At 72.1% G+C, this 19,031-nt stretch carries 17 protein-coding genes; 5 read left to right on the top strand and 12 right to left on the bottom strand.

Annotated elements, in window-relative coordinates:
- Positions 1-106 precede the first annotated feature (106 nt).
- Positions 107-2,260 (top strand): hydantoinase/oxoprolinase family protein, encoded by a 2,154-nt coding sequence (locus QP939_RS44395; RefSeq protein ID WP_285452838.1) that lies wholly within the window; start codon positions 107-109, stop codon positions 2,258-2,260.
- On the top strand, positions 2,257-4,548 hold the full coding sequence (locus QP939_RS44400) for a hydantoinase B/oxoprolinase family protein (protein ID WP_285452839.1): 2,292 nt from the start codon (positions 2,257-2,259) through the stop codon (positions 4,546-4,548). Before QP939_RS44395 ends, QP939_RS44400 begins: the two co-directional genes overlap by 4 nt.
- A gap of 20 nt (positions 4,549-4,568) precedes the next feature.
- Here QP939_RS44400 and QP939_RS44405 read toward each other — a convergent pair whose 3' ends face one another.
- The 5 genes from QP939_RS44405 to QP939_RS44425 all read right to left on the bottom strand — a co-directional run bounded on the left by QP939_RS44405 (position 4,569) and on the right by QP939_RS44425 (position 11,874).
- Positions 4,569-5,735 (bottom strand): FAD-dependent monooxygenase, encoded by a 1,167-nt coding sequence (locus QP939_RS44405; RefSeq protein WP_285452840.1) that lies wholly within the window; start codon positions 5,733-5,735, stop codon positions 4,569-4,571.
- 22 nt (positions 5,736-5,757) lie between these two features.
- Complete coding sequence (locus QP939_RS44410; protein ID WP_285452841.1) at positions 5,758-7,569, bottom strand: rhamnogalacturonan lyase; 1,812 nt, start codon at positions 7,567-7,569, stop codon at positions 5,758-5,760.
- A 29-nt stretch (positions 7,570-7,598) separates the two neighbouring features.
- Positions 7,599-9,863 (bottom strand): cellulase family glycosylhydrolase, encoded by a 2,265-nt coding sequence (locus QP939_RS44415; RefSeq protein WP_285452842.1) that lies wholly within the window; start codon positions 9,861-9,863, stop codon positions 7,599-7,601.
- A 102-nt stretch (positions 9,864-9,965) separates the two neighbouring features.
- Positions 9,966-10,697: a response regulator gene (locus QP939_RS44420; RefSeq protein WP_285452843.1), complete on the bottom strand. Its 732-nt coding sequence runs from the start codon at positions 10,695-10,697 to the stop codon at positions 9,966-9,968.
- Positions 10,698-10,719: 22 nt separating this feature from the next.
- Positions 10,720-11,874, bottom strand: a complete 1,155-nt coding sequence (locus tag QP939_RS44425) for a sensor histidine kinase (protein WP_285452844.1) — start codon at positions 11,872-11,874, stop codon at positions 10,720-10,722.
- Positions 11,875-12,065: 191 nt separating this feature from the next.
- On the opposite strand from QP939_RS44425, the gene QP939_RS44430 reads away from it, so the two are divergent.
- Positions 12,066-12,566 carry a hypothetical protein gene (locus QP939_RS44430; protein WP_285452845.1) on the top strand — a complete coding sequence of 167 codons (501 nt, stop codon included), beginning with the start codon at positions 12,066-12,068 and terminating at the stop codon, positions 12,564-12,566.
- 48 nt (positions 12,567-12,614) lie between these two features.
- Here the strand turns inward: QP939_RS44430 and QP939_RS44435 are convergent, their stop codons facing one another.
- From QP939_RS44435 to QP939_RS44450, 4 genes are all read right to left on the bottom strand, one after another.
- Positions 12,615-13,325, bottom strand: a complete 711-nt coding sequence (locus tag QP939_RS44435; protein WP_285452846.1) for a nitroreductase — start codon at positions 13,323-13,325, stop codon at positions 12,615-12,617.
- Positions 13,322-13,831 carry a DUF4863 family protein gene (locus tag QP939_RS44440; protein WP_285452847.1) on the bottom strand — a complete coding sequence of 170 codons (510 nt, stop codon included), beginning with the start codon at positions 13,829-13,831 and terminating at the stop codon, positions 13,322-13,324. Before QP939_RS44440 ends, QP939_RS44435 begins: the two co-directional genes overlap by 4 nt.
- Before the next feature lie 63 nt (positions 13,832-13,894).
- Positions 13,895-14,464: an arylamine N-acetyltransferase family protein gene (locus tag QP939_RS44445; RefSeq protein ID WP_285452848.1), complete on the bottom strand. Its 570-nt coding sequence runs from the start codon at positions 14,462-14,464 to the stop codon at positions 13,895-13,897.
- Positions 14,451-14,654, bottom strand: a complete 204-nt coding sequence (locus QP939_RS44450) for an arylamine N-acetyltransferase (protein WP_285452849.1) — start codon at positions 14,652-14,654, stop codon at positions 14,451-14,453. The genes QP939_RS44445 and QP939_RS44450 overlap by 14 nt, the downstream gene beginning before the upstream one ends.
- A 44-nt stretch (positions 14,655-14,698) precedes the next feature.
- On the opposite strand from QP939_RS44450, the gene QP939_RS44455 reads away from it, so the two are divergent.
- Complete coding sequence (locus QP939_RS44455) at positions 14,699-15,346, top strand: TetR/AcrR family transcriptional regulator (RefSeq protein ID WP_285452850.1); 648 nt, start codon at positions 14,699-14,701, stop codon at positions 15,344-15,346.
- A 45-nt stretch (positions 15,347-15,391) separates the two neighbouring features.
- Positions 15,392-16,054: a nitroreductase family protein gene (locus QP939_RS44460; RefSeq protein WP_285452851.1), complete on the top strand. Its 663-nt coding sequence runs from the start codon at positions 15,392-15,394 to the stop codon at positions 16,052-16,054.
- Positions 16,055-16,155: 101 nt separating this feature from the next.
- On the opposite strand, the gene QP939_RS44465 is transcribed toward QP939_RS44460, so the two are convergent.
- Genes QP939_RS44465 through QP939_RS44475 form a run of 3 tightly spaced genes read right to left on the bottom strand, consistent with a single transcriptional unit; the run spans position 16,156 to position 19,031 of the window.
- Positions 16,156-16,656 (bottom strand): cupin domain-containing protein, encoded by a 501-nt coding sequence (locus tag QP939_RS44465; protein WP_285452852.1) that lies wholly within the window; start codon positions 16,654-16,656, stop codon positions 16,156-16,158.
- A gap of 10 nt (positions 16,657-16,666) precedes the next feature.
- Positions 16,667-17,623, bottom strand: coding sequence for a PDR/VanB family oxidoreductase (locus tag QP939_RS44470; RefSeq protein ID WP_285452853.1), 957 nt, complete (start codon positions 17,621-17,623; stop codon positions 16,667-16,669).
- Entirely contained in the window at positions 17,601-19,031 is a 1,431-nt protein-coding gene (locus QP939_RS44475) for a glutamine synthetase family protein (protein WP_285452854.1), read from the bottom strand. The genes QP939_RS44470 and QP939_RS44475 overlap by 23 nt, the downstream gene beginning before the upstream one ends.

Genomic DNA, 19,031 nt, shown 5'->3' on the forward strand with positions numbered 1-19,031 from the left:
AAAGACGAGATTTCGTCAAGAGCGCGCGAGTGTTGCTTGACTCTCGTCGCAAGCGTTGAATAGTCTACGCCGACGTAAGCAACTCGCCGCGCAAAGGAGCGTAGTCATGGCCTATGTCATCGGCGTGGACGTGGGCGGCACGTTCACCGATGCCGTCTTGGACGACGACGCCGGGACCGTGCTCGCCGCCAAGTCCCCGTCCACCCCGCCGGACTACTCCCGCGGTGTCCTCGACGTGCTCGAACTGCTCGCCGGGCAGCTCGGGGTGCCGCTGGAGCGGATGCTCGCCGACACCCACCACATCGCCCACGGCACGACGTCCTCGCTCAACGCGCTGGTGATGGGGAATGTCCCGGACGTCGGCTTCCTCACCACCAAGGGCCACCGCGACTCGATCTTCATCATGAACGTCGAAGGCCGGTACCTCGGCCGGTCGCCGCACGAGCTGCAGCACGTGCTGGGCCAGTCGAAGGACCACGCGCTGCTGCCGAAGCGGCACGCCCTCGAAGTCACCGAACGCGTCGACCGCGACGGCCGGGTCATCGTCGAACTCGACGAGGACGAGGCTCGCGCCACCATCCGCACCCTGCTCGACGACGGCGTCCGCGCGATCGCGGTGTCCCTGCTGTGGTCGTTCCGCAACCCCGTGCACGAGCGGCGGTTGCGCGAACTGATCGCCGAAGCCGACCCCGACGTCTTCGTCGCGCTGTCGTCGGAAGTGAGCCCGCGCATCCGCGAGTTCGCCCGCAACGCCACCACGATCATGAGCACCCAGATCGGCCCCGGCCTGCGCGACTACCTGACCACGCTCGAAGACACCCTGCGCGGCAAGCGGCTCGCCGGGCCGCTGCTGGTGATGCAGAGCAACGGCGGCGCCGTCGCGGCGAAGGAAGCGCCCGCCACCGCGATCAGCACCGTCGGCTCGGTGCTCACCGGCGGCGTCGTCGGCTCGGTGGCCCTCGGCCGCCAGCTCGGCCACCGCAACATCATCTCCACCGACGTCGGCGGCACGACGTTCCTCGCCGGCCTCATCGTCGACGGCGAGCCGGTGCGCGACACGACCACCGTGATCAACCACCACCCGATCAACGTGCCGACCCTGCGCGTCGACGCGATCGGCTCCGGCGGCGGCGCGATCGCCTGGCTCGACACCGGCGGCAACCTGCGCATCGGGCCGCGTAGCGCGCAGGCCGTCCCCGGCCCGGCGTGCTACGGCAACGGCGGCACCGAGCCGACCAACACCGACGCCAACCTGGTGCTGGGCATCCTGCCCGAGCGCGGCCTGCTCGGCGGCCGCAAGCCGCTGTCGGTGGAGCTCGCCCGCCAGGCCATCGACACGCAGATCGCCAAGCCGCTCGGCCTCACCGTCGAGGAGGCCGCGGCCGCGATCTACACCGTCCAGAACGCGCAAACCGGCGACCTGCTGCGGAAAACCGTCGTCGAGGCCGGGCACGACCCGCGCGAGTTCGTGCTCTACGCGTTCGGCGGCGCCGGCCCCGCGCACTGCGCCGGCTACGCGGCCGAGGTCGGCTGCACCGAGGTCGTCGTCCCGCTCGGCCCGGTCGCGTCCGCGTTCTCGGCGTTCGGCCTGGCCTCCTCCGACATCGTCCTGGCCGCCGAGCTGTCCGACCCGGCGGTCGTCCCGTTCGACCCGGCCCGCGCCGAGCGCAACTTCGCGCAGCTCGAGCAGCGCGTCCGGGCCGGGCTGGAACGCCAGGGCATCCGGTTCGAGGCGATCGAGCTGCACCGCGAGATCGACATGCGGTACACGATGCAGCTCGCCGAGGTCACCGCGCCGGTCGCGAACGGCCCGCTCGACATGCCCGCGATCGAGGCCGCCGCGGCCGCGTTCGAAGCCCGCTACGCCGAGCTGTTCGGCGCGGACGCCGGGTTCCGCGAAGCCGGGATCCAGGCCATCACCTTCCGCGTGCGCGGCATCGGCGTGCTGCCGTTCAGCCCCGAGCTGCCGGCTGTGCCGCTCGCCGACTCGCCCGATCCGGCGGCCGCGCAGACCGGCAGCCGGCCCGTCTGCCTCACCGCCGCTACCGGGTACGTCGACACCGCGATCTACGACTACCGCGAACTGCGGGCCGGGCACGTCCTGACCGGGCCCGCCATCGTCGAGGTGCCCACCACGACCGTCGTCGTCCCGGCCGGGACCACCGGCACCGTCGACGCGCTGGGCAACCTCACCATCCGCGCGGGTGCCGCCCCGGCCGAGCCCGCCCGCACCACCGTGACCGCAGGGAGTGCCGCATGAGCATGCCGATCCCCGGCTCGGAGCTGTTCTCCAGCCGCCCCGTCGACCCGGCCGAGCTCGCCCGGTCGCTGCCGTCCGCTTTGGACGTCCACAGTGTCACGCAGGACCAGGTCGATTCCCTGGACCCACTGACCTACGAGGTGATCCGGCACCGGCTGTGGTCGGTCACCGACGAGATGGGCGAGGCGCTCAAGCGCATGTCCGGCTCGCCGATCGTCACCGACGCCAACGACTTCGACTTCGCCATCTCCGACGAGCTCGGCCAGGAGGTGCAGGTCGGGCTCTACAACACGATGCTCGTCGGCGCGGTCGACCTCGCGATCTACTGGACCCTGCGCCACCGCGCGGAAAACCCGGGCATCGAGGCCGGGGACATGTTCCTCTGCAACGACCCGTGGGTGGGCGGCGGGCTGCACCAGAACGACGTCATCGTGTACCAGCCGGTGTTCCACGACGGCAAGCTGTTCGCCTGGACCAGCGCGATCGCCCACCAGCCCGACCTCGGCGGCGTCGGCCTCGGCTCCTTCTCCCCCGCCGCCGAGGACGTCTTCTCCGAGTCCCTGCCGACGCCGCCGGTCAAGGTCGTCCGCGGCGGGCGGCTGCAGCGCGACGTCGCCGACCTGTGGGTGCGCCGCTCGCGCGTGCCGATGCTCGTCGGGCTTGATCTGCGCGCGAAGATCGGCGCGAACAACGTCGGCGCCGAACGCCTGCACGCCCTGATCGAGCAGTACGGGCCCGACACGGTCAAGGCCGTCATGAAGCGGATGATGGCCGACGCCGAACACCGGCTGCGCGACAAGCTTTCCGCGCTGCCGGACGGGAGCTGGTCGGCCACCGGCTACCAGGACCAGTCCCACGAGGGCGACCGGAACCTGCACAAGATCACCGTCACCACGACGAAGACGGGCGACCACCTGACGTTCGACTTCACCGGCACCGACCCGCAGGCGGGCGTCATCAACTGCACGTACGCCGGGATGCGCGGCGGCGTCATGCTGGCCCTGCTGCCGATCCTGGCGAACGACATCCCGTGGTCGGCGGGCGGGCTGATGCGCTGCTTCGACCTCGTCACCGAGGAAGGCACGCTCAACAACGCCACCTTCCCCGCCGCCGTCGGCCGCGGCCCGATCGGCCCGGCCTGGCTGACCGGCAGCCTCATCGCCGAATGCCTGTCGCAGATGCTCGACCGCGACCTCGAGCTGGGCAAGAACGTGCAGGCGACCTGTTGCGGCACGTGGGACACGGCGGTCATCGCGGGTCTGGACGAACGCGGCGAGCAGCCGGCGCCGTTCCTCAACATCATCATGGAGCCGATGGCCGGCGGCTACGGCGCCCGCCCGCACGCGGACGGCCTCGACACCGGCGGCCTGTTCTGCATCCCGATGGGCCGCGTGCCCGACGTCGAGATGACGGAGTTCCTGTACCCGGTGCTGACGCTGTGGCGGCGGGAGGTCCCGGACTCCGGCGGGCCGGGACGCCACCGCGGCGGGCTCGGCGCGTCGATCGCGCTGACGCCGCACGGCACGAGCGTCCCGATGGGCCTGGTGCTGGCGTCGGCGGGCAAGGCCGTCGCGCAGAACACCGGGCTGTCGGGCGGGCACCCGGGCAACAGCGGGCTGGACGTCGTGGCGCGCGAAAGCCGGGTCGCGGAGCTGCTCGCGGCCGGGCGGATGCCGAGCGAGCTGGCCGAACTGAGCGACACGCTGGAGCCGGGCCAGAACTACGCGTCGAGCTACCTCGCGCCGGGCGAGGTGTTCGCGATGACGTGGCAGGGCGGCGGCGGGTACGGCGACCCGCTCACCCGCGACCCGGCCGCGGTGGTCCGCGACCTGCGCGAGCACAAGATCACCACGGCCGCGGCGACCGACGTCTACGGCGTGGTGGTCGAGAACGGCGACGTCGACGAGGACGCGACCGCGCGGGAACGCGCCCGGCTGCGTGCGCTGCGGCGAGACCGGTCGCAGCTCGCGGGAACCCCACGCGGCAAGGCGGACCTGACCGCGGCCCGGCGCGTCGACGACAACCTAGTCGAGGTCGGCGACGTCCTGGCGTGCCGCCACTGCGCCGAGGTGCTCGGCGGCCCGGACGGGGACCTGGCGGTGGCGGTCCACGACGGTCCCTCGACCGAGGCGGGCCCGCAGATCACCGCCGACCCGGCGGACTACATCGACGCCCCGGTCGTCTTCCGGCAGTACTGCTGCCCGTCCTGCTGGACCGCGCTCTACTCCGGCGTCGTCCCCGCGGACCGGCCGCACACCCTGGCCACGCTCGGCAAGGTGACGGTCTGACCCGCCGCCGGTTCCGGCTCCTACCCGGGGTCGGAACCGGCGTCGTAGCCGTAGATCCACCCGTTGTCCCGCAACGGGTCCCGGCCCGCGAACGCCGCGTCGCGCGCCCGCTGCTCCGGCCCGTCCGGCAGGTGGTTCACGTGCGCCCGGCCGTGGCTGGCCTCCTGCAACCTCGTCGTCCGGGGCATCCGCACGGCCTCGTACCGCCGCAACGCCTCCGCGGGCTCGGCACCGGACGCCAGGCAGCGGGCCAGCACGGCGGCGTCCTCGACCGACTGCGCCGCGCCCTGGCCGAAGAACGGGAACATCGGGTGCGCCGCGTCACCGAGCAGCGTCACCGGCCCGTGGCTCCACCGCCGCAGCGGCGCCTGGTCCAGCAGCGCCCACCGCCCCGGCCGCCCGCCCGCGCGGATCAGCTCCCGCAACCGCGGGTCCCAGCCTTCGAACTCGGCGAGGAACTCTTCGAGCGACGCCGTCGCCGTCCAGGACTCCGTCTCGTAGCCGCCCGCCGGGGCGAACGCCACCACGTTGACCAGCTTGCCCGCGGAAATCGGGTAGTGGACCAGGTGGTGGCCCGGCCCGATCCACAACGTCTGCGCGGGCCGCCGGGCCGGTTCGGGTGCGCTCGACGCCGGGACCAGCGCCCGGAACGCGCACAACCCCGAGTACACCGGCGCCGCCGCCTCGACGAAGGCCGCGCGCACCACCGAATGCACGCCGTCCGCGCCGATCACCACGTCGGCCGTCACCCGCTCGCCGTCCTCGAACCGCAGGGTGCCGTCCGTGACCGACACGCACCGCTTGCCCAGCCGCAGCGCCGACGGTGGCACCGCCGACGCCAGTGCCGCCAGCAGGTCCGCCCGGTGCGCCGTGTACGTGTGCTCGCCGTAGAGGTCCGCGCACGACTCGCGCAGGTCCTCCGCCGACAGCACGGTGCCGTCCTGCCAGCGCCGGAACTCCCAGCCGACGTCGAGGCGGACCGCGGTCGCCGTCATCGCCTCCAGCACGCCCAGCTGCCGCAGGAGCCGGGCGAGGTTGGGCGCCAGCACGAGACCGGCGCCCACCTCCTTCAGTTCCTTGGCCTGCTCGTACACCGTGCACGGAAGCCCCGCCCGGTGCAGGAACGCCGCGGCCGCGAGCCCGCCGATCCCACCCCCGACCACGGCGATCACCGGCTTGGACGTCATGCGCCCGAGGATACGGGCCCGCTCACCGCGCCAGCGCGAAACTCGGGTGCGGTGGCTGGTTGTACGCCGTGTTCTGCCAGGCCACCGCCTCGCGGTACTGCCGGTCCTGCATCAGCGAGACGTGCGCGATGCTCGTCGCGTCCGTCGTCGAGTAGATCCGCAGGGCCCGGTTGTCCGACGTCGCCCAGACGACCTCCTCCCGCCAGTCGCCGAACAGGTCCGCCTGCAGCGCGGGCGTGTTCTTCGTGCCGTTGTTCGCGTGCACCCCGGACGCGGTCAGCAGCCGCGTGTCGCCGCCCGTGCCGTACTTGTCGATGTGCGTGCCGTCGAGCAGCTCGCGCTGGGCGTCGCCGTCCCACCAGACCACGAAGTTCGCCGACGACGGCTTGCGCCCGACGTTCTGCCCGCTCGTGTTCAGCAGCCCGGACACCCCGGACGACCAGGACTCGGCCCCCGGGCTGCCCGCCCAGATGTCGTCGGAGACGCCGCGACCGTTGTCGCAGCCGCACGTGTTCTGCCAGAGGACCTGGCCGGTCTTCGCGTCGGCCAGCCACGACGCGGGCTTCGACGTGTCTTCGTCCACTTTGAACTCCTCCAGCCCGGGACGGCTGGGGATCAGGTCGCCGACGTGCATGGCGTCGCCGTGGCCGGTGCGGGTGTTCCACAGTGGACTGCCGGTGTCGTCGATCGCCATGGCACCGAAGACGATCTCGTCGCGGCCGTCACCGTCGACGTCGGCGATCGACAGCTGGTGGTTGCCCTGCCCGGCGTACTGCGAACCGGCCGAGTTGGAGTCGAACTTCCAGCGCTCGGTCAGCGCGCCGCCCCGGAAGTCCCAGGCCGCGATCACCGTGCGGGTGTAGTAGCCGCGGCTCATGATCAGGCTCGGGTGCGAACCGTCCAGGTAGGCCGTCCCGGCGAGGAACCGGTCGACGCGGTTGCCGTAGCTGTCGCCCCACGACGACACCGTGCCGCGCGGCGGGTCGTAGTTCACCGTGGCCGCCACGGCGCCGGTCTGGCCGGTGAACAGCGTGAGGTACTCGGGGCCGGACAGGACGTACCCGCTCGAGTTGCGGTAGTCGGCGTTCGCGTTGCCGATGACCTGGCCGGTGCCCGAGCGGGTGCCGTCGGCGGTCTTCATGGCGACCTCGGCGCGGCCGTCGCCGTCGTAGTCGAAGACCTGGAACTGCGTGTAGTGCGCCCCGGCGCGGATGTTGCGCCCGAGGTCGATCCGCCACAGCCGGGTGCCGTCCAGCCGGTAGGCGTCGACGTAGACGTCGCCGGTGTAGCCGGACTGCGAGTTGTCCTTGGCGTTGCTGGGATCCCACTTCACGACGAACTCGTACTGGCCGTCGCCGTCGAGGTCGCCGACGCTCGCGTCGTTCGCGCTGTAGGTGTAGCTCTCCCCCGACGGCGTCGTGCCGCCGGGCGGGATCTGGATCGGGACGTCGCGGGTGCTCGCCGCGGCGACGCTGGTCAACGTCAAGGATTCCTCGGCCGCGAAGGCCGACATCCGCTCGACCCCGCCGACGACCGCTCGGACGGTGTAGCGGGCACCCGCCGGGGCGCCGCGGTCCAGGAAGCCGGTCGGCCCACCGGCCGGGGTCTCGGTCACGCGGGTGCCGTCGCGGTAGACCGCGAACGCCACCCCGGCCGGGTCGTCGGCGAGCAGCCGCCACCCGACCTGGTTGCCTTCCGCGGTGTGGACGCTGACCACCCCACGGTTCAGCCTGTCTACCTGCACGGCCGGGGCCGCGGCCGCCGCGGGGCTGGGCAGCAGCCCGGCCACCAGCAGTCCCGCGGTCAGCCACCGCCCGAAGACGAACGCACGCATGGGCACACCTTTCTCTCCGAAGGGGACGGTCAGGCGGTGAGGCAGGTGTTTCCGTTGAGGGTGAAGGACGTCGGCGCCGGGTTGGACCCGGTGTACGTCCCGTTGAAGCCGATGCCGGTCGAAGCGTTCGGCGCCAAGGTGCCGTTCCAGGCCAGGTTGGTGGCCGTGACCGCGGTCCCGGTCTGGCTGACCGTGGCGCCCCAGCCGGGTGGAGTCACCTGCTGCCCCGCGGCGTAGCTGAAGGCCAGTGTCCAGCCGGTGATCGTGCTCGCGCCGGTGTTGGTGATGGTCACCGACGCGGTGAAGCCGTTGCCGCCGCCCCAGCCGGGCGCCGAGTAGGCGACCTTGCACGCGCCGGTGCCGCCCGCGGTGGTCGTCGCCGACGCGATCCCGGACGCGGCCGAGGTGTTGCCCGCCGCGTCCTTGGCCCGCACCTGGTAGCGGTAGGTGCTCGACGCCGTGAGACCCGAGTCGGTGAAGGTGGTCGTCGGGCTCGAGCCGACCACGGTGAACGTCCCGCCGCTCGCGCCGGGGGCGCGCAGGACGTCGTAGCCGGTGACGCCGACGTCGTCGGTCGAAGCCGTCCACGTCAACGTCGCTCCGGACGACGTCACGGCCGAGACCGTCGGCGTGCCCGGAGTGGACGGTGCCTGCGTGTCGGTGCCGCCGCCCCCGTAGATGGTGGCCTCCTCGGACGTCTGCCGGATTCCGTTGGTGCCGTTGAGGAACCGCTCGCCCCACGCCGTGAGGCTGGCCGGGTCGAAGCCGTTCGTCATGTCGAGGTAGGCGACTTCGCCACCGTTGCCGCTCCACGACCAGCCGAGGTAGCCGAGGCCGCGGGCCTGCGCCTGGGCCATGATCGTGTCCTCGTCCGGGTCGCCGTCGCTGTGCTTGTTGCCGAACTCGCCGACGACCAGGGGCAGCCCGGCGGACCGGAACGCGTCGAAGTAGGCGGTGATCTCGGCCGCGGTGTCGTAGACGCCGTACATGTGGATGGAGAACACGGTGTTGTGCTGCGGGTCGGCGGCCAGCACCGACGCCGCGTCGTCGCGCATGATGTTCTGCCAGTCCTGGCCCCACATCGGCGCGTCGGCCATGATCAGGTGCCGCAGCCCGGCGGACCGCAGGCGCGCGATCGCCCCGCTCGTCGCGCTCGCCCAGGTCGCGCTCACCTGCTGGTTGTTGCCGAACGGTTCGTTGCCGAGGTTGAGCACGACGTAGTTCTCCTGGCCCTTCAAGGCCGCGGCCACGCTGATCCAGTACGTCGCCGCTTCGTCGAGGCTCGCGGCCGCGCTCTCTTCGCCGTAGCCGGTCGTGTCGTGGACTTCCAGCACGCAGATCAGCCGCGACTGCTTGCACAGCCCGATGATGGTGGTGATCTCGGCCGCCGACGTCGGTCCCCACCGCTTGCCGCTGCCGAGGACCACCCGGACCGTGTTGGCCCCGAAGGACTTGATGTTCGCGAAGGCGCTGTTCTGGCTCGGGTACCAGGCGTACGGGTGGTTGACCCCGCGCATCACGAACGCGGCGCCGTTCGCCTCGACGACGCGGGTGCCGTCGACGTGCAGCCCCGCCGCGGCGGGCGTGCCGGTGCCCAAGGCCGCGACGAGCGCCGGGTACCAGCGGCTTTCCATCTTCCGGATGCCGGTGGTGCCGTTGGGGTGGACGCCGTCGGTGGTGTCGGCCGCGGTGTCGAATCCCGTCCACTGGTCGACGACCGTGATCGGGGAAGCCGCAGTGCTGTGCGCCTGCGCCCAGCCGGGGATGGCGGCGTTGAGGTCGACGACCCGCTGCGCGCAGGCGGCGCAGTTGGCCGGGTTCATCGGGATGATCTTCGCGACGACGAGCTTGGTGGTCGGGTTGGCGGCCCGCATCTGCCCCAGCAGCGTGGTGAAGGCGTCCAGGATCGTGCTCGCCGGGATGCCGTTCCAGACGTCGTTGGTGCCCAGGTGCATCAGGACGATGTCCGGGTGGGTCGCCGCCAGCCACCCGGGCAGCTGGTTGTCCCGCGCGATACCGGTCGCCAGGAATCCGCCGTGGCCCTCGTTCTCGCCGTCGTAGGTGAACCCGCAGCCCTGCGGCGGCAGCGTGCCGACGAAGTCGACGTCGGTGTGCCCGGTCTCCCGCAGGTGCTGCCACAGCAGGGCCCGCCAGCACCCGGGCGACCCGGTGATGGAGTCACCCAGCGCCATGACCCGCGTGGGCGCGGCGGCCCCCGCCGGGGCGGGAGCCACGACGGCGCAGGCGGCCAGCAGCACGCCGGCCACCACCGCCCGGAGAATTCGCCAGTGCATACCGACCTCCTGGAGAAAAGCTCGACAGGACGATCTGGGAGCGCTCCCAGCACGGGAGTGTAACCGCTTTCCCACGCCGGAGAAAGATTCACCGGAGAAGATTCAGCGCGGGGCGGAGTTCGACCATTTCGTCGAATCCGCCGCGAAGCCCGCCGATGCGGGCTCGCCGGGGACGATCAGCCCGGATTCGTAGGCCAGCACGACGGCTTGGGCCCGGCTGGTCAGGTCGAGCTTCGTCATCACGCGGTTCAGGTGAGTCTTGACCGTGCCTTCGCTGATCGTGAGCCGCCCGGCGATGTCCCGGTTGGTGATGCCGGTGCCGACCAGGCACAGGATTTCGCGCTCCCGCGCGGTGAGCGTGCCCAGCCGCGCGTGGCCGGTGCGGCCGCCGCCGGCCGGGGTGTGGTGCCGGACGTACGTTTCGATCAGCCGACGCGTGACGGCGGGCGCGAAGAGCAGGTCACCGGCTGCCACGGTGTGGATCGCGTGCACCAGGCGGGCCGGTTCGGCTTCCTTGAGCAGGAACCCCGCCGCACCCGCGCGCAGGGCTTCGTAGACGTACTCGTCGATGTCGAACGTCGTGAGGATCAGGATGCGCGGGGCGGGATCCTCGGCGGCGGCGAGGATCCGGCGCGTGGCCGTCACCCCGCCGACGCCGGGCATGCGCACGTCCATGAGGATGACGTCCGGCCGGGTCGCCGCGGCACGGGCGACGGCTTGTTCGCCGTCCGCGGCCTCGCCGACCACGTCCAGTCCGGACGCCGCGCGCAGGAGGGCCGCGAGCCCGGCCCGCACCAGCGGCTGGTCGTCGACGACGAGCACGGTCGTGGTCATGGCGGAATCCCCCGGTGGACTGTCAAGTCAGCGGCAGTGCCAGCTCCACCGCGAACCCGCCGTCCGGTCGCGGTCCCGCGGTCACCGTTCCACCGTACAGCTTCGCGCGTTCACGCATGCCCAGTAAGCCGTATTCCCCGGATTCCCCGTCCCGCACCGGCGATCCCGGCCCGTTGCGGATCGTCGCCGTCACCGCGTGCGGCCCCCGGTGCACGCCGATCGCCACCAGGGCGGGCCCGGCGTGCTTGACCGCGTTGGTCAGCGCCTCCTGCACGACCCGGTACACGGTCAGCTGCAGCCCCGACGGCAGGCTTTCCAGGTCACCGCTGGTTTCCAGGCCGACCTCGACGCCGCCGGCGCGAGCACGGGCCACCAGCGCCGCCAGCCGGTCCAGCCCGGGCGCGGGCTCGGGTTCGCCGTCGCCGCCCGCGACGTCGGACTCCCGCAGGAGGACCAGCAGGCGCCGCATCTCCGCCAGCGCCTCCCGGCTGGTACCGCCGATCGTGTCCACGGCGGCCCGCGCCGTCGGCGGATCGGTGTCGAAGACATAGCCCGCGAGCCCGGCCTGCATGGAGATCATCGACATGTGGTGCGCGACGACGTCGTGCAGTTCCCGCGCGATCCGCAGCCGTTCCTGGGTCAGCGCCCGCTCGATCCGCCGCGCCTGGTCGCAGCGCAGCCGTTCGGTGGCTTCGGCCAGCAGCTCGTTCCAATCGGCGAGCCGCCGGCCGACGCCGCCGAGCCCCCAGGCCACGGCGGTGACGGCGACGGCTTCGGCGACGGCCGCGAAGAGGGGTGCGTGCAACGCGATTCCGCTGCTCAGCACGACGACGGCGGTGACGACGGCGCCGACCGCGGTCGGCCACCGCGGTTTCGCCGCCGCCAGGCTGTAGAAGGCGAGCACCGGTCCCCAGAAGTGCAGGCCCGGCAGGTAACCCTGGGCCGCGTAGACCAGGTAGGCGGCGGACGTCGCGAGCAGCACGGGCATCGGGTGGACGCGGCGGGCGCCGAGCGGCAGGCAGATCAGGCCGGTCAAGAGGTAGGCCACGGCGTCGAACGGCCGGTGCACCGGCGGCCGGTAGAGCCCGCCGACCGCGCACATCGCGGCGAGCATCGTGACGGCCAGTGCGAGGTCCACCGCCCGCGGATGCCGCCGCACGAACTCGATCCGGTGCACCGGCCGAGCGTAACGAGGCTCGAGGGCGGTCGCGTCCCCTTCCGGGCATACCGCCGTGGTTTACGAACGCCCGTGCCGTGCCGCCGCGGGCACAGCCGGATCTCCATTCCGCGGCGGACGAATTCCACCGGATCCGTCCGTAGGTTCGTCCCCGAGCCGCCGCACCCGCGACGGCCGGAGAGGGGAAACCGATGTTCTCTGCTCTGCTCGCGTCCGTCCGCGAACCCGCGGCGATCGGCGTCGCGTCGCTGGCCGCGCTCGCCGCCGTCGCCGTCCCGGCCGGCGCCGCGACCGCCCCCGAACCGGGTGGCGAGCCGATCGGCATCGTCGCGCCGTACCACCCGCCCGCCGACGACGGCGGCGTCCACGCGCTCGGGTCGCGGTGGATCGACATCTACTCCACCGACGGCGGCACGCGGGGCGCCCGGTACTACGGAACGCTGACCTGGAGCGGCAAAGCGCCCTACTCCGGGCGCATCAGCGGTGAGGTCGCGGACCGGGACGCGGACGGCTACTGCGCCGTCGCGGAGGTGTCGCTGGACGGCACGCGCTTCACGCTGACGAGCCAGCGCGCGTGCGGCGTCGGCAAGACCCACGGGATCGGCTTCACCTACGCGAAGACGTACATCGCCAAGGTGCGGGTGTGCCGGATGAAGAACAACCTGCTCTACAACTGCAACGCGTGGAGCTAACCGGGAGGGGGACCTCGACGGCCGCGGCGCGCGAAGGCGCCGCGGCCGTCAGGCCGTCACCCGGGTCTTGGTGTCCGCGCTGTCGTAGAAGGTCGCGAACGCCGACACGGGCTCCCGCGTCGTCCGGTGGGTGCTGAGCCGGTGCTCCTCGTCGGCGTACCCGAGGGCGATCCCGCAGACGACGACGTGGTCGTCGGGGATCCGCACGTGCCGCCGCAGGACCGGGTGGAAGTCGAGCAGCGACGCCTGCGCGCACGTGTGCAGCCCGGCCCCGCGCGCGGCGAGCATCAGGGCCTGCAGGAACAGTCCCGCGTCCACCAGCGCGCCCTGCAGGGGCAGCTTGCTGACCGTGAGGATCATCCCGACCGGCGCGCCGAAGAACTCGTAGTTGCGCCGGTGGTGGTCCCGGCGGCCTTCGGTGTCTTCGGGCCCGAGGCCGAGCGCGTCCCGGTAGAGGCCCTCGCCGAAGCGGCGGCGGCGGGTGCGGAACGGCTCGAGCCACTGGTCCGCGCCGGGCTGGTAGGCGAACTCGCCCGCCGCCCGGCGGCCCTCGTCGTAGGCGCACAGCAGGTCCGCGCTCAGCGCCCGCTTCGCCGCGCCCGTCAGCACGTGCACCTGCCACGGCTGCGAGTTGGAGTTGCTGGCCGACCGGGCCGCGAGGTCCAGGATCCGCTCGACCTGCGCGCGCGGCACCGGATCCGGCCGGAAGGCCCGGCAGCTGCGGCGGCCGAGCAGGGCCTCCTCGACGGTGGTGCTCACTCGGCCGGCGGGGTGATGTCGTAGGAGATCCGGCCGGCGGGCAGGTAGAACAACGCGATCAGCGCACCGCCCTTGACCTCCGGGTAGTGGTGGCTGCCCGGCCCCGGCGCGGTCCAGCCCGGCCCGCTCCAGCCGCGCGGGCCCATCAGCTTCGCGTCCGGGTCCAGCGGCACCACGAGGTTGAGCTCGCCGTAGGGGTGCTGGTGGTACTGCCCGCGGTACGGCTCGACGCTGTCCATGTAGACGGCGGTGACGCTGAAGTAGTTGAGGACGTCGCGGGGTTCGGCGATCCGGCTGCGCCGGTACTTCGGGCCGTCGACCTCGATGTTCGCCGCCCAGCCGGCGCGCACGCCGTCGGTGATCATGCGCGCGAGGTCGTCGTAGAGCGGGCTGCCGGGACCGTGGTTCTCGTTGAGCCAGGTCTCCAGCTCCCCGCCCGCGGTCCGGTTCTTGACGTCCTCGAGGAACGGGATGCTGCGGTCGATCAGGTCCTGCGCGGTGGTCATCGGAGGCTCCTTCCGTCGTGCTCCGACGGTAGGCCGAAGTTTCGTTACAGTCTAGTATTGTAACTAAACTGCGCGCGGCACCCGGTCCAGGACGATCCCGAAGTGCTCGCGGTAGGCGGCGAGCACCTCGGCGTCGGACGCCAGCCGCCGCTCGGTCCGCTGCCCGGCCACGGTCTCGATCAGCCGGTCGCCGGCGAGGGTGATCCGGCCGCCGGGGGTGGCCAGCGAGCACGTCGGCCCGCCGGTGAACCGCGACCGCGGCGACGTCGAGTGCCACCAGGCCATGGCTTCGAACTCGGCGAGCTCGCGAGGGCGCTGCTCCAGCCGGTAGACGACGCCGCCGTCGAGGAGCACGTCGAGGTCGCCCCGGGGTGCGGCGCGGATCTCGAACCGCCCGGCCGGATCGTCCTGGACGGCGCCGTCGACGAGCGGCAGCGGCCGCAGGCTGAACCGGCCGAACCCGACGTCGGCCAGCCACGGCTCGCCGAGGTCCACGCGCAGCGCGAGGTGGTCGAGCGGCGGGCCGAACCCGCCTTCGCGCCGCCACACCCGCCCGCCGAGCAACCGGACGTCGAAGCCGAGCGCGCGCAGCAGGACGGCGAACGCGCCGTTGAGCTCGTCAGCAGATCCCACCCCGCCGCCGTCGCACGAGCTTGCCGGACAGCGCCTCCTCCCCCAGTTCGATCGCCTCGCCCAGGGTGATCGCGAGGTTCTCGAAGGGCACGGTTTCGAGGTGACGGCGTTGCAGCTCGCGCAGCGCGGCGAGCGAAGGCACCGGGGGCCGGGCGGCGCCGATGCGGTCGAGGTACTCCTGGACGTCCATGCGTAACAGCCACTCCCTGTAACGAATCGGTTAGGATGCGGTTCATGGCGCGAGCACGCGAAGCAGCGAAGACCGAGGAAGCCGGGCCGCGGCCCGGCGGCCGCCCGCGTGACGCGGCGCTCGACGAGGCGATCATCCTGGCCACCCGGGCCCGCCTGGTCCGCGACGGCTATTCCCAGATGACGATCGGCGACATCGCGGCGGACGCGAAGGTCAGCCGCCCGACGCTCTACCGCCGGTGGACCACGAAGTTCGACCTGGTCGTCGACGCGCTGGACTACGGTTTCCGCAAGCAGCGCGACTCTTACAAGGTGGACCTGAGCAGCATGGCGCCGCGGGAGGCACTCGTCGAGGCCGTCCGGCGGCTCGACCCCACGTACTTCAACCCGGACGCGATGGTGCTCATGGGCAACTTCGCGGGCGAGGCGATCCGCACGCCGGAGCTGCTCGGGATCCTGCGCGAGCACTCGGTCGAGCCGCGGGTCACGCTCGTCGAGAACGTCTTGAAGCAGCTGCAGGAAAGCGGGGCCGTGCGGGAGGGCATCGACCGGCACACGATCGCGACGATGTGCTTCGGCAGCTACTTCGCCGCGTTCTACCGCGGGGAAACCCGGGAAGGGATCCCCGAGGCGGTCGTTTCGGTGCTGTGGCCCGCGATCGCGGCCGAGAAGAAGCCGCGTCGTCGCAGTTAAGTTCCATGTATTGACTGTAACGTAAATCGGCGCATAATCGCCTCCATGGATGTCCACGAGGCGCTGTACACCACGCGCATGATGCGCCGCGTCCACCCCGACCCGATCCCGCCGGAGGTGCAGGCCCGGATCCTCGACGCCGCCATCCGCGCCCCCAACGGCGGCAACACGCAGCGCTGGCACTTCCTGGCCGTCGACGACCCGGACACGAAGGCCGAACTCGCGGCCCTGTACGAGAAGTGCCGCGAGCGGGAGTACGCCGACATCGCCGCGGGCGCGCTCGCCAAGCCGGTGCACGACGCCGCCGAACACGCCGAAACCCTGCGCCGGATCAAGGCTTCCGGAGACTGGTTCACCGAGCACTTCACCGAAATCCCGTTGCTGCTGTTCGTCTTCGCGATCGACGACCACGGCGGCGCGAACATCTACCCGGCGATCTGGAGCGCCTTGCTGGCGGCCCGCGCGGAGGGCGTCGGCGGCGTCATCACGACGGTGCTGCGCTACGAAGCCGACCGGGTCCTGGAGCTGCTGGAGGTGCCGGCGGGCCAGGGCTGGCAGATGACGGCGATGCTGGCCATGGGCTACCCGCGCGGCCGCTGGGGCGTGGCGGCGAACCGGCGTCCGGTGCACGAGGTGAGCAGCCGAAACCGCTGGGGCCACGACTTCGGCGTCACAGTCCCGGACCCCCTCTGGCCCCCGAAGCCGTGACCCCAAGCGCCCCAATGTGGCCTTCGGTGCGTCAGACGCACCGAAGGCCGCCTTGGGTGCGTCAGACGCAACCAAGGCCACATTGGGGCGTTTGGGACCCGTCAGTGGGTGGGGCGGTTCAGGCCGTAGCGGTGGACGACGTCGTCGAGCCAGTCCGGTTTTCCGTACGTCAGAACGTACTTCCGGGCCAGTGCCGCGAACTCCGGCAGCTTGTGCAGGTCTCCGCCGCCCGGGTGGGTGACCAGCAGCTCGCCCAGCTCGCGGAAATAGCGCTCGAACCCGCCCGGGGCGATCACCTCGATGATCCGGCCCGGCCGGTCGCCCGCGTTCCACATCGCGTGCATCTGCCCGCGCGGCTTCGTGATGTACCCGCCGGGCCCGAGGACGACCTCCTGGCCGTCCGACCGGAAGCCGATCTCGCCTTCCAGCACGATCGTATGCTCGTCCTCGCGGGTGTGGCTGTGCGGCGCCGTGATCGCGCCGACCGCGAACGGGTGCTCGACGATCGAGACGTCCGCCCCGGCGAGCTTGAACACCGCGCCGAACCCCGGGAGCGTGACGCTCTCCCCCGCCCCCGGTGGCACCACGGTCACTTCGGTCACGCGCATCCTCCTAGAGGTCGAGCACCAGCTTGCGCCCGCAGGCGCGGCTGACGCAGGGGAAGAACGTCCGCCCGGTGGCCCGTTCGGCCTTGGACAGCACGACATCTCGGTGGTCGGGCACGCCTTCGAGCACACGGGTCTCGCACGTGCCGCAGTAGCCTTCTTCGCAGTCGGACTCGACGTCGACCCCGGCGTCGCGGATCGCTTCCAGCAACGTCGTTTCCGGGCCCGCCACGACCGTCACGCCGGTGCGGCGCAGCTCCAGCTCGACCTCTTCGCCGCCCGCGTCGGGCACCGCGGTGGCCGCGCCGAAGTGCTCGGTCTCGCACCGGACGCCAGCGGCCTCGCAGATCTCCGTGACGTCGTCGAGCAGGCTGTTCGGGCCGCAGCAGTACACCACCGCGTCCGGACCCAGTGCGCCGACCAGTCCTTTGAGGTCGGGCCGCGGCTCGGCCGCGGTGTCCACGCACCGGACGCGCTCGCCGCCCGCGGCCACCAGCTCGGCGCGGAAGGCCATCGTCGCCGCGCCGCGTCCACAGTAGACGGCCGACCACGGGACCCCGCGTGCCGCGAGCGCCCGCGCCATCGGCAGCAGCGGCGTCACGCCGATGCCCCCGGCGATCAGCAGGTACTCGGCGGCGTCGGTCAGCGGGAAGTGGTTGCGCACCTCGGTCACGACGACTTCGCGGCCGATCAGCGCCGTGCCGTGGACTTCCGCCGAGCCGCCGCGGCCGTCGGCTTCGAGCCGGACCGCGATGTCGTACCCCGTGCGGTCGGCCGGGTCGCCGCACAGCGAGTACTGGCGGCTCAACCCGGACGGCAGCCGGACGTCGACGTGCGCGCCCGGCTCCCACGGCGGCAGCTGGCGTCCGTCCACAGCGGACAGGCGGAGGCCGACGACGCCGTCGGCCTCCCAGGTCAAGCGCGTCACGCGCAGGGCGTGCTCAGTAGAGGTCGAAGTACTCACGCTGCTCCCAATCGGTGACCGTGCGCTCGAACCGGGCGATCTCGGCCCGCTTCAAGCCGGCGTAGTACGCGACGAACTGCGCGCCCATCGCCTTGGCCAGGCCGGTGTCGGCTTCGAGGGCGTCGACGGCTTCACGCAGGTTCGCCGGCAGCCGCCCGGCTTCGGTGGTGTACGGGTCGTCCGCCGACGGCGGCAGCGGCAGCGCCGCCTCGATGCCCGCCAGCCCGGAGTGCAGCTGGGAGGCCATGTACAGGTACGGGTTGGCCGCGGACTCGCCGATCCGGTTCTCGATGTGGGTGCTGCCGTCCTCGGCCGAGCCGACGAGCCGAATCATCGCGCCGCGGTTGTCGCGGGCCCAGGCCACCCGGTCGGGGGCCATCGAGTACGGCTGGAACCGCTTGTAGCCGTTGATCGTCGGGTTGGCGAACACGCACGCCGCCCGCGCGTGCGCGAGCTGCCCGGCGATGAAGTGCCGTCCTACCGAGGAAACCGGGCCTTCACCGTCCGCCGGGACGAACGCGTTGCGCGTGCCCTCGACGAGGCTCTGGTGCAGGTGCCAGCCGCTCGACTTGCTGTCGGCGATCTGCGGGCGGCACATGAACGTGGCGTGGTAGCCGGTCCGCCGCGCCAGCTGCTTGACCGTGCTGCGCAGGAGCACCATCGCGTCGGCCGGTCCGAGTCCGGCGGCCGGGTCGAGCGTCACCTCGAGCTGGTCGGCGCCGAACTCGACCTCGATGCTGCGCAGCTCGATCCCCATCCGGTCGAGGACCTCGCGGATCCGCCGGGTGACCGGCTCGACCTCGTCGCCGAGGTTCTCGCTGAGCAGCTGGTTCCCGCGGGTGATCGGCTCCACCGGCGTCGGGTGCGCGCAGACGCCGATGCCGTCGTCGTTCGGGACGTGCCCGGCGCGCCGGTAGAGGTGGAACTCGATCTCCAGCCCGGTCACGTAGCCGTACCCGGCGGCCCCGGCCCGTTCCAGCGCCGTGCGGAACACGCCGCGGCTGCAGAACGGCACCGCTTCGCCGTTCTGGAACCGCAGGTCGCACAGCAGCCGGGCGGTGCCGGGCGCCCACGGGACGAGGTGGAACGTCGTCGGGTCGGGCACCAGCACGACGTCCGCGGCCCCGGCCATCTCGGCGACGCCGAGGCCGCCGTCGGCGTTGAAGGCGGAGAACACGGTGGTGCCGGAGGTGTCCTTGGACAGCAGCGTCGACACGCAGCCCAGCCCGGCGCGGAACACCGCGGGCAGCCCGCTCGCCGGGATCGTCTTGCCGTGCAACAGCCCGTGCTGGTCCACGAAGGACACCCGGATCGTCCGCAGGTCTTCGGCTTCGACGCGGGCGAGGACCGCGCGGGCCGCGTCCTGCTGCTCCGCGGTCCACACGCCGAACTTCTCGATGAACCCCAT

This window comes from Amycolatopsis nalaikhensis, assembly GCF_030264295.1.
In the GTDB taxonomy this organism is placed as follows: Bacteria; Actinomycetota; Actinomycetes; order Mycobacteriales; family Pseudonocardiaceae; genus Amycolatopsis; species Amycolatopsis nalaikhensis.

Bases quoted from the DNA above. Each gene is read 5' to 3' on its own strand.
- QP939_RS44410 (WP_285452841.1), bottom strand. From the start codon at position 7,569: ATGCGTGCGTTCGTCTTCGGGCGGTGGCTGACCGCGGGACTGCTGGTG.
- QP939_RS44405 (WP_285452840.1), bottom strand. From the start codon at position 5,735: ATGACGTCCAAGCCGGTGATCGCCGTGGTCGGGGGTGGGATCGGCGGG.
- QP939_RS44440 (WP_285452847.1), bottom strand. From the start codon at position 13,831: ATGACCACCGCGCAGGACCTGATCGACCGCAGCATCCCGTTCCTCGAG.
- QP939_RS44430 (WP_285452845.1), top strand. From the start codon at position 12,066: ATGTTCTCTGCTCTGCTCGCGTCCGTCCGCGAACCCGCGGCGATCGGC.
- QP939_RS44460 (WP_285452851.1), top strand. From the start codon at position 15,392: ATGGATGTCCACGAGGCGCTGTACACCACGCGCATGATGCGCCGCGTC.
- QP939_RS44400 (WP_285452839.1), top strand. From the start codon at position 2,257: ATGAGCATGCCGATCCCCGGCTCGGAGCTGTTCTCCAGCCGCCCCGTC.
- QP939_RS44420 (WP_285452843.1), bottom strand. From the start codon at position 10,697: ATGACCACGACCGTGCTCGTCGTCGACGACCAGCCGCTGGTGCGGGCC.
- QP939_RS44450 (WP_285452849.1), bottom strand. From the start codon at position 14,654: ATGGACGTCCAGGAGTACCTCGACCGCATCGGCGCCGCCCGGCCCCCG.
- QP939_RS44455 (WP_285452850.1), top strand. From the start codon at position 14,699: ATGGCGCGAGCACGCGAAGCAGCGAAGACCGAGGAAGCCGGGCCGCGG.
- QP939_RS44475 (WP_285452854.1), bottom strand. From the start codon at position 19,031: ATGGGGTTCATCGAGAAGTTCGGCGTGTGGACCGCGGAGCAGCAGGAC.
- QP939_RS44415 (WP_285452842.1), bottom strand. From the start codon at position 9,863: ATGCACTGGCGAATTCTCCGGGCGGTGGTGGCCGGCGTGCTGCTGGCC.
- QP939_RS44395 (WP_285452838.1), top strand. From the start codon at position 107: ATGGCCTATGTCATCGGCGTGGACGTGGGCGGCACGTTCACCGATGCC.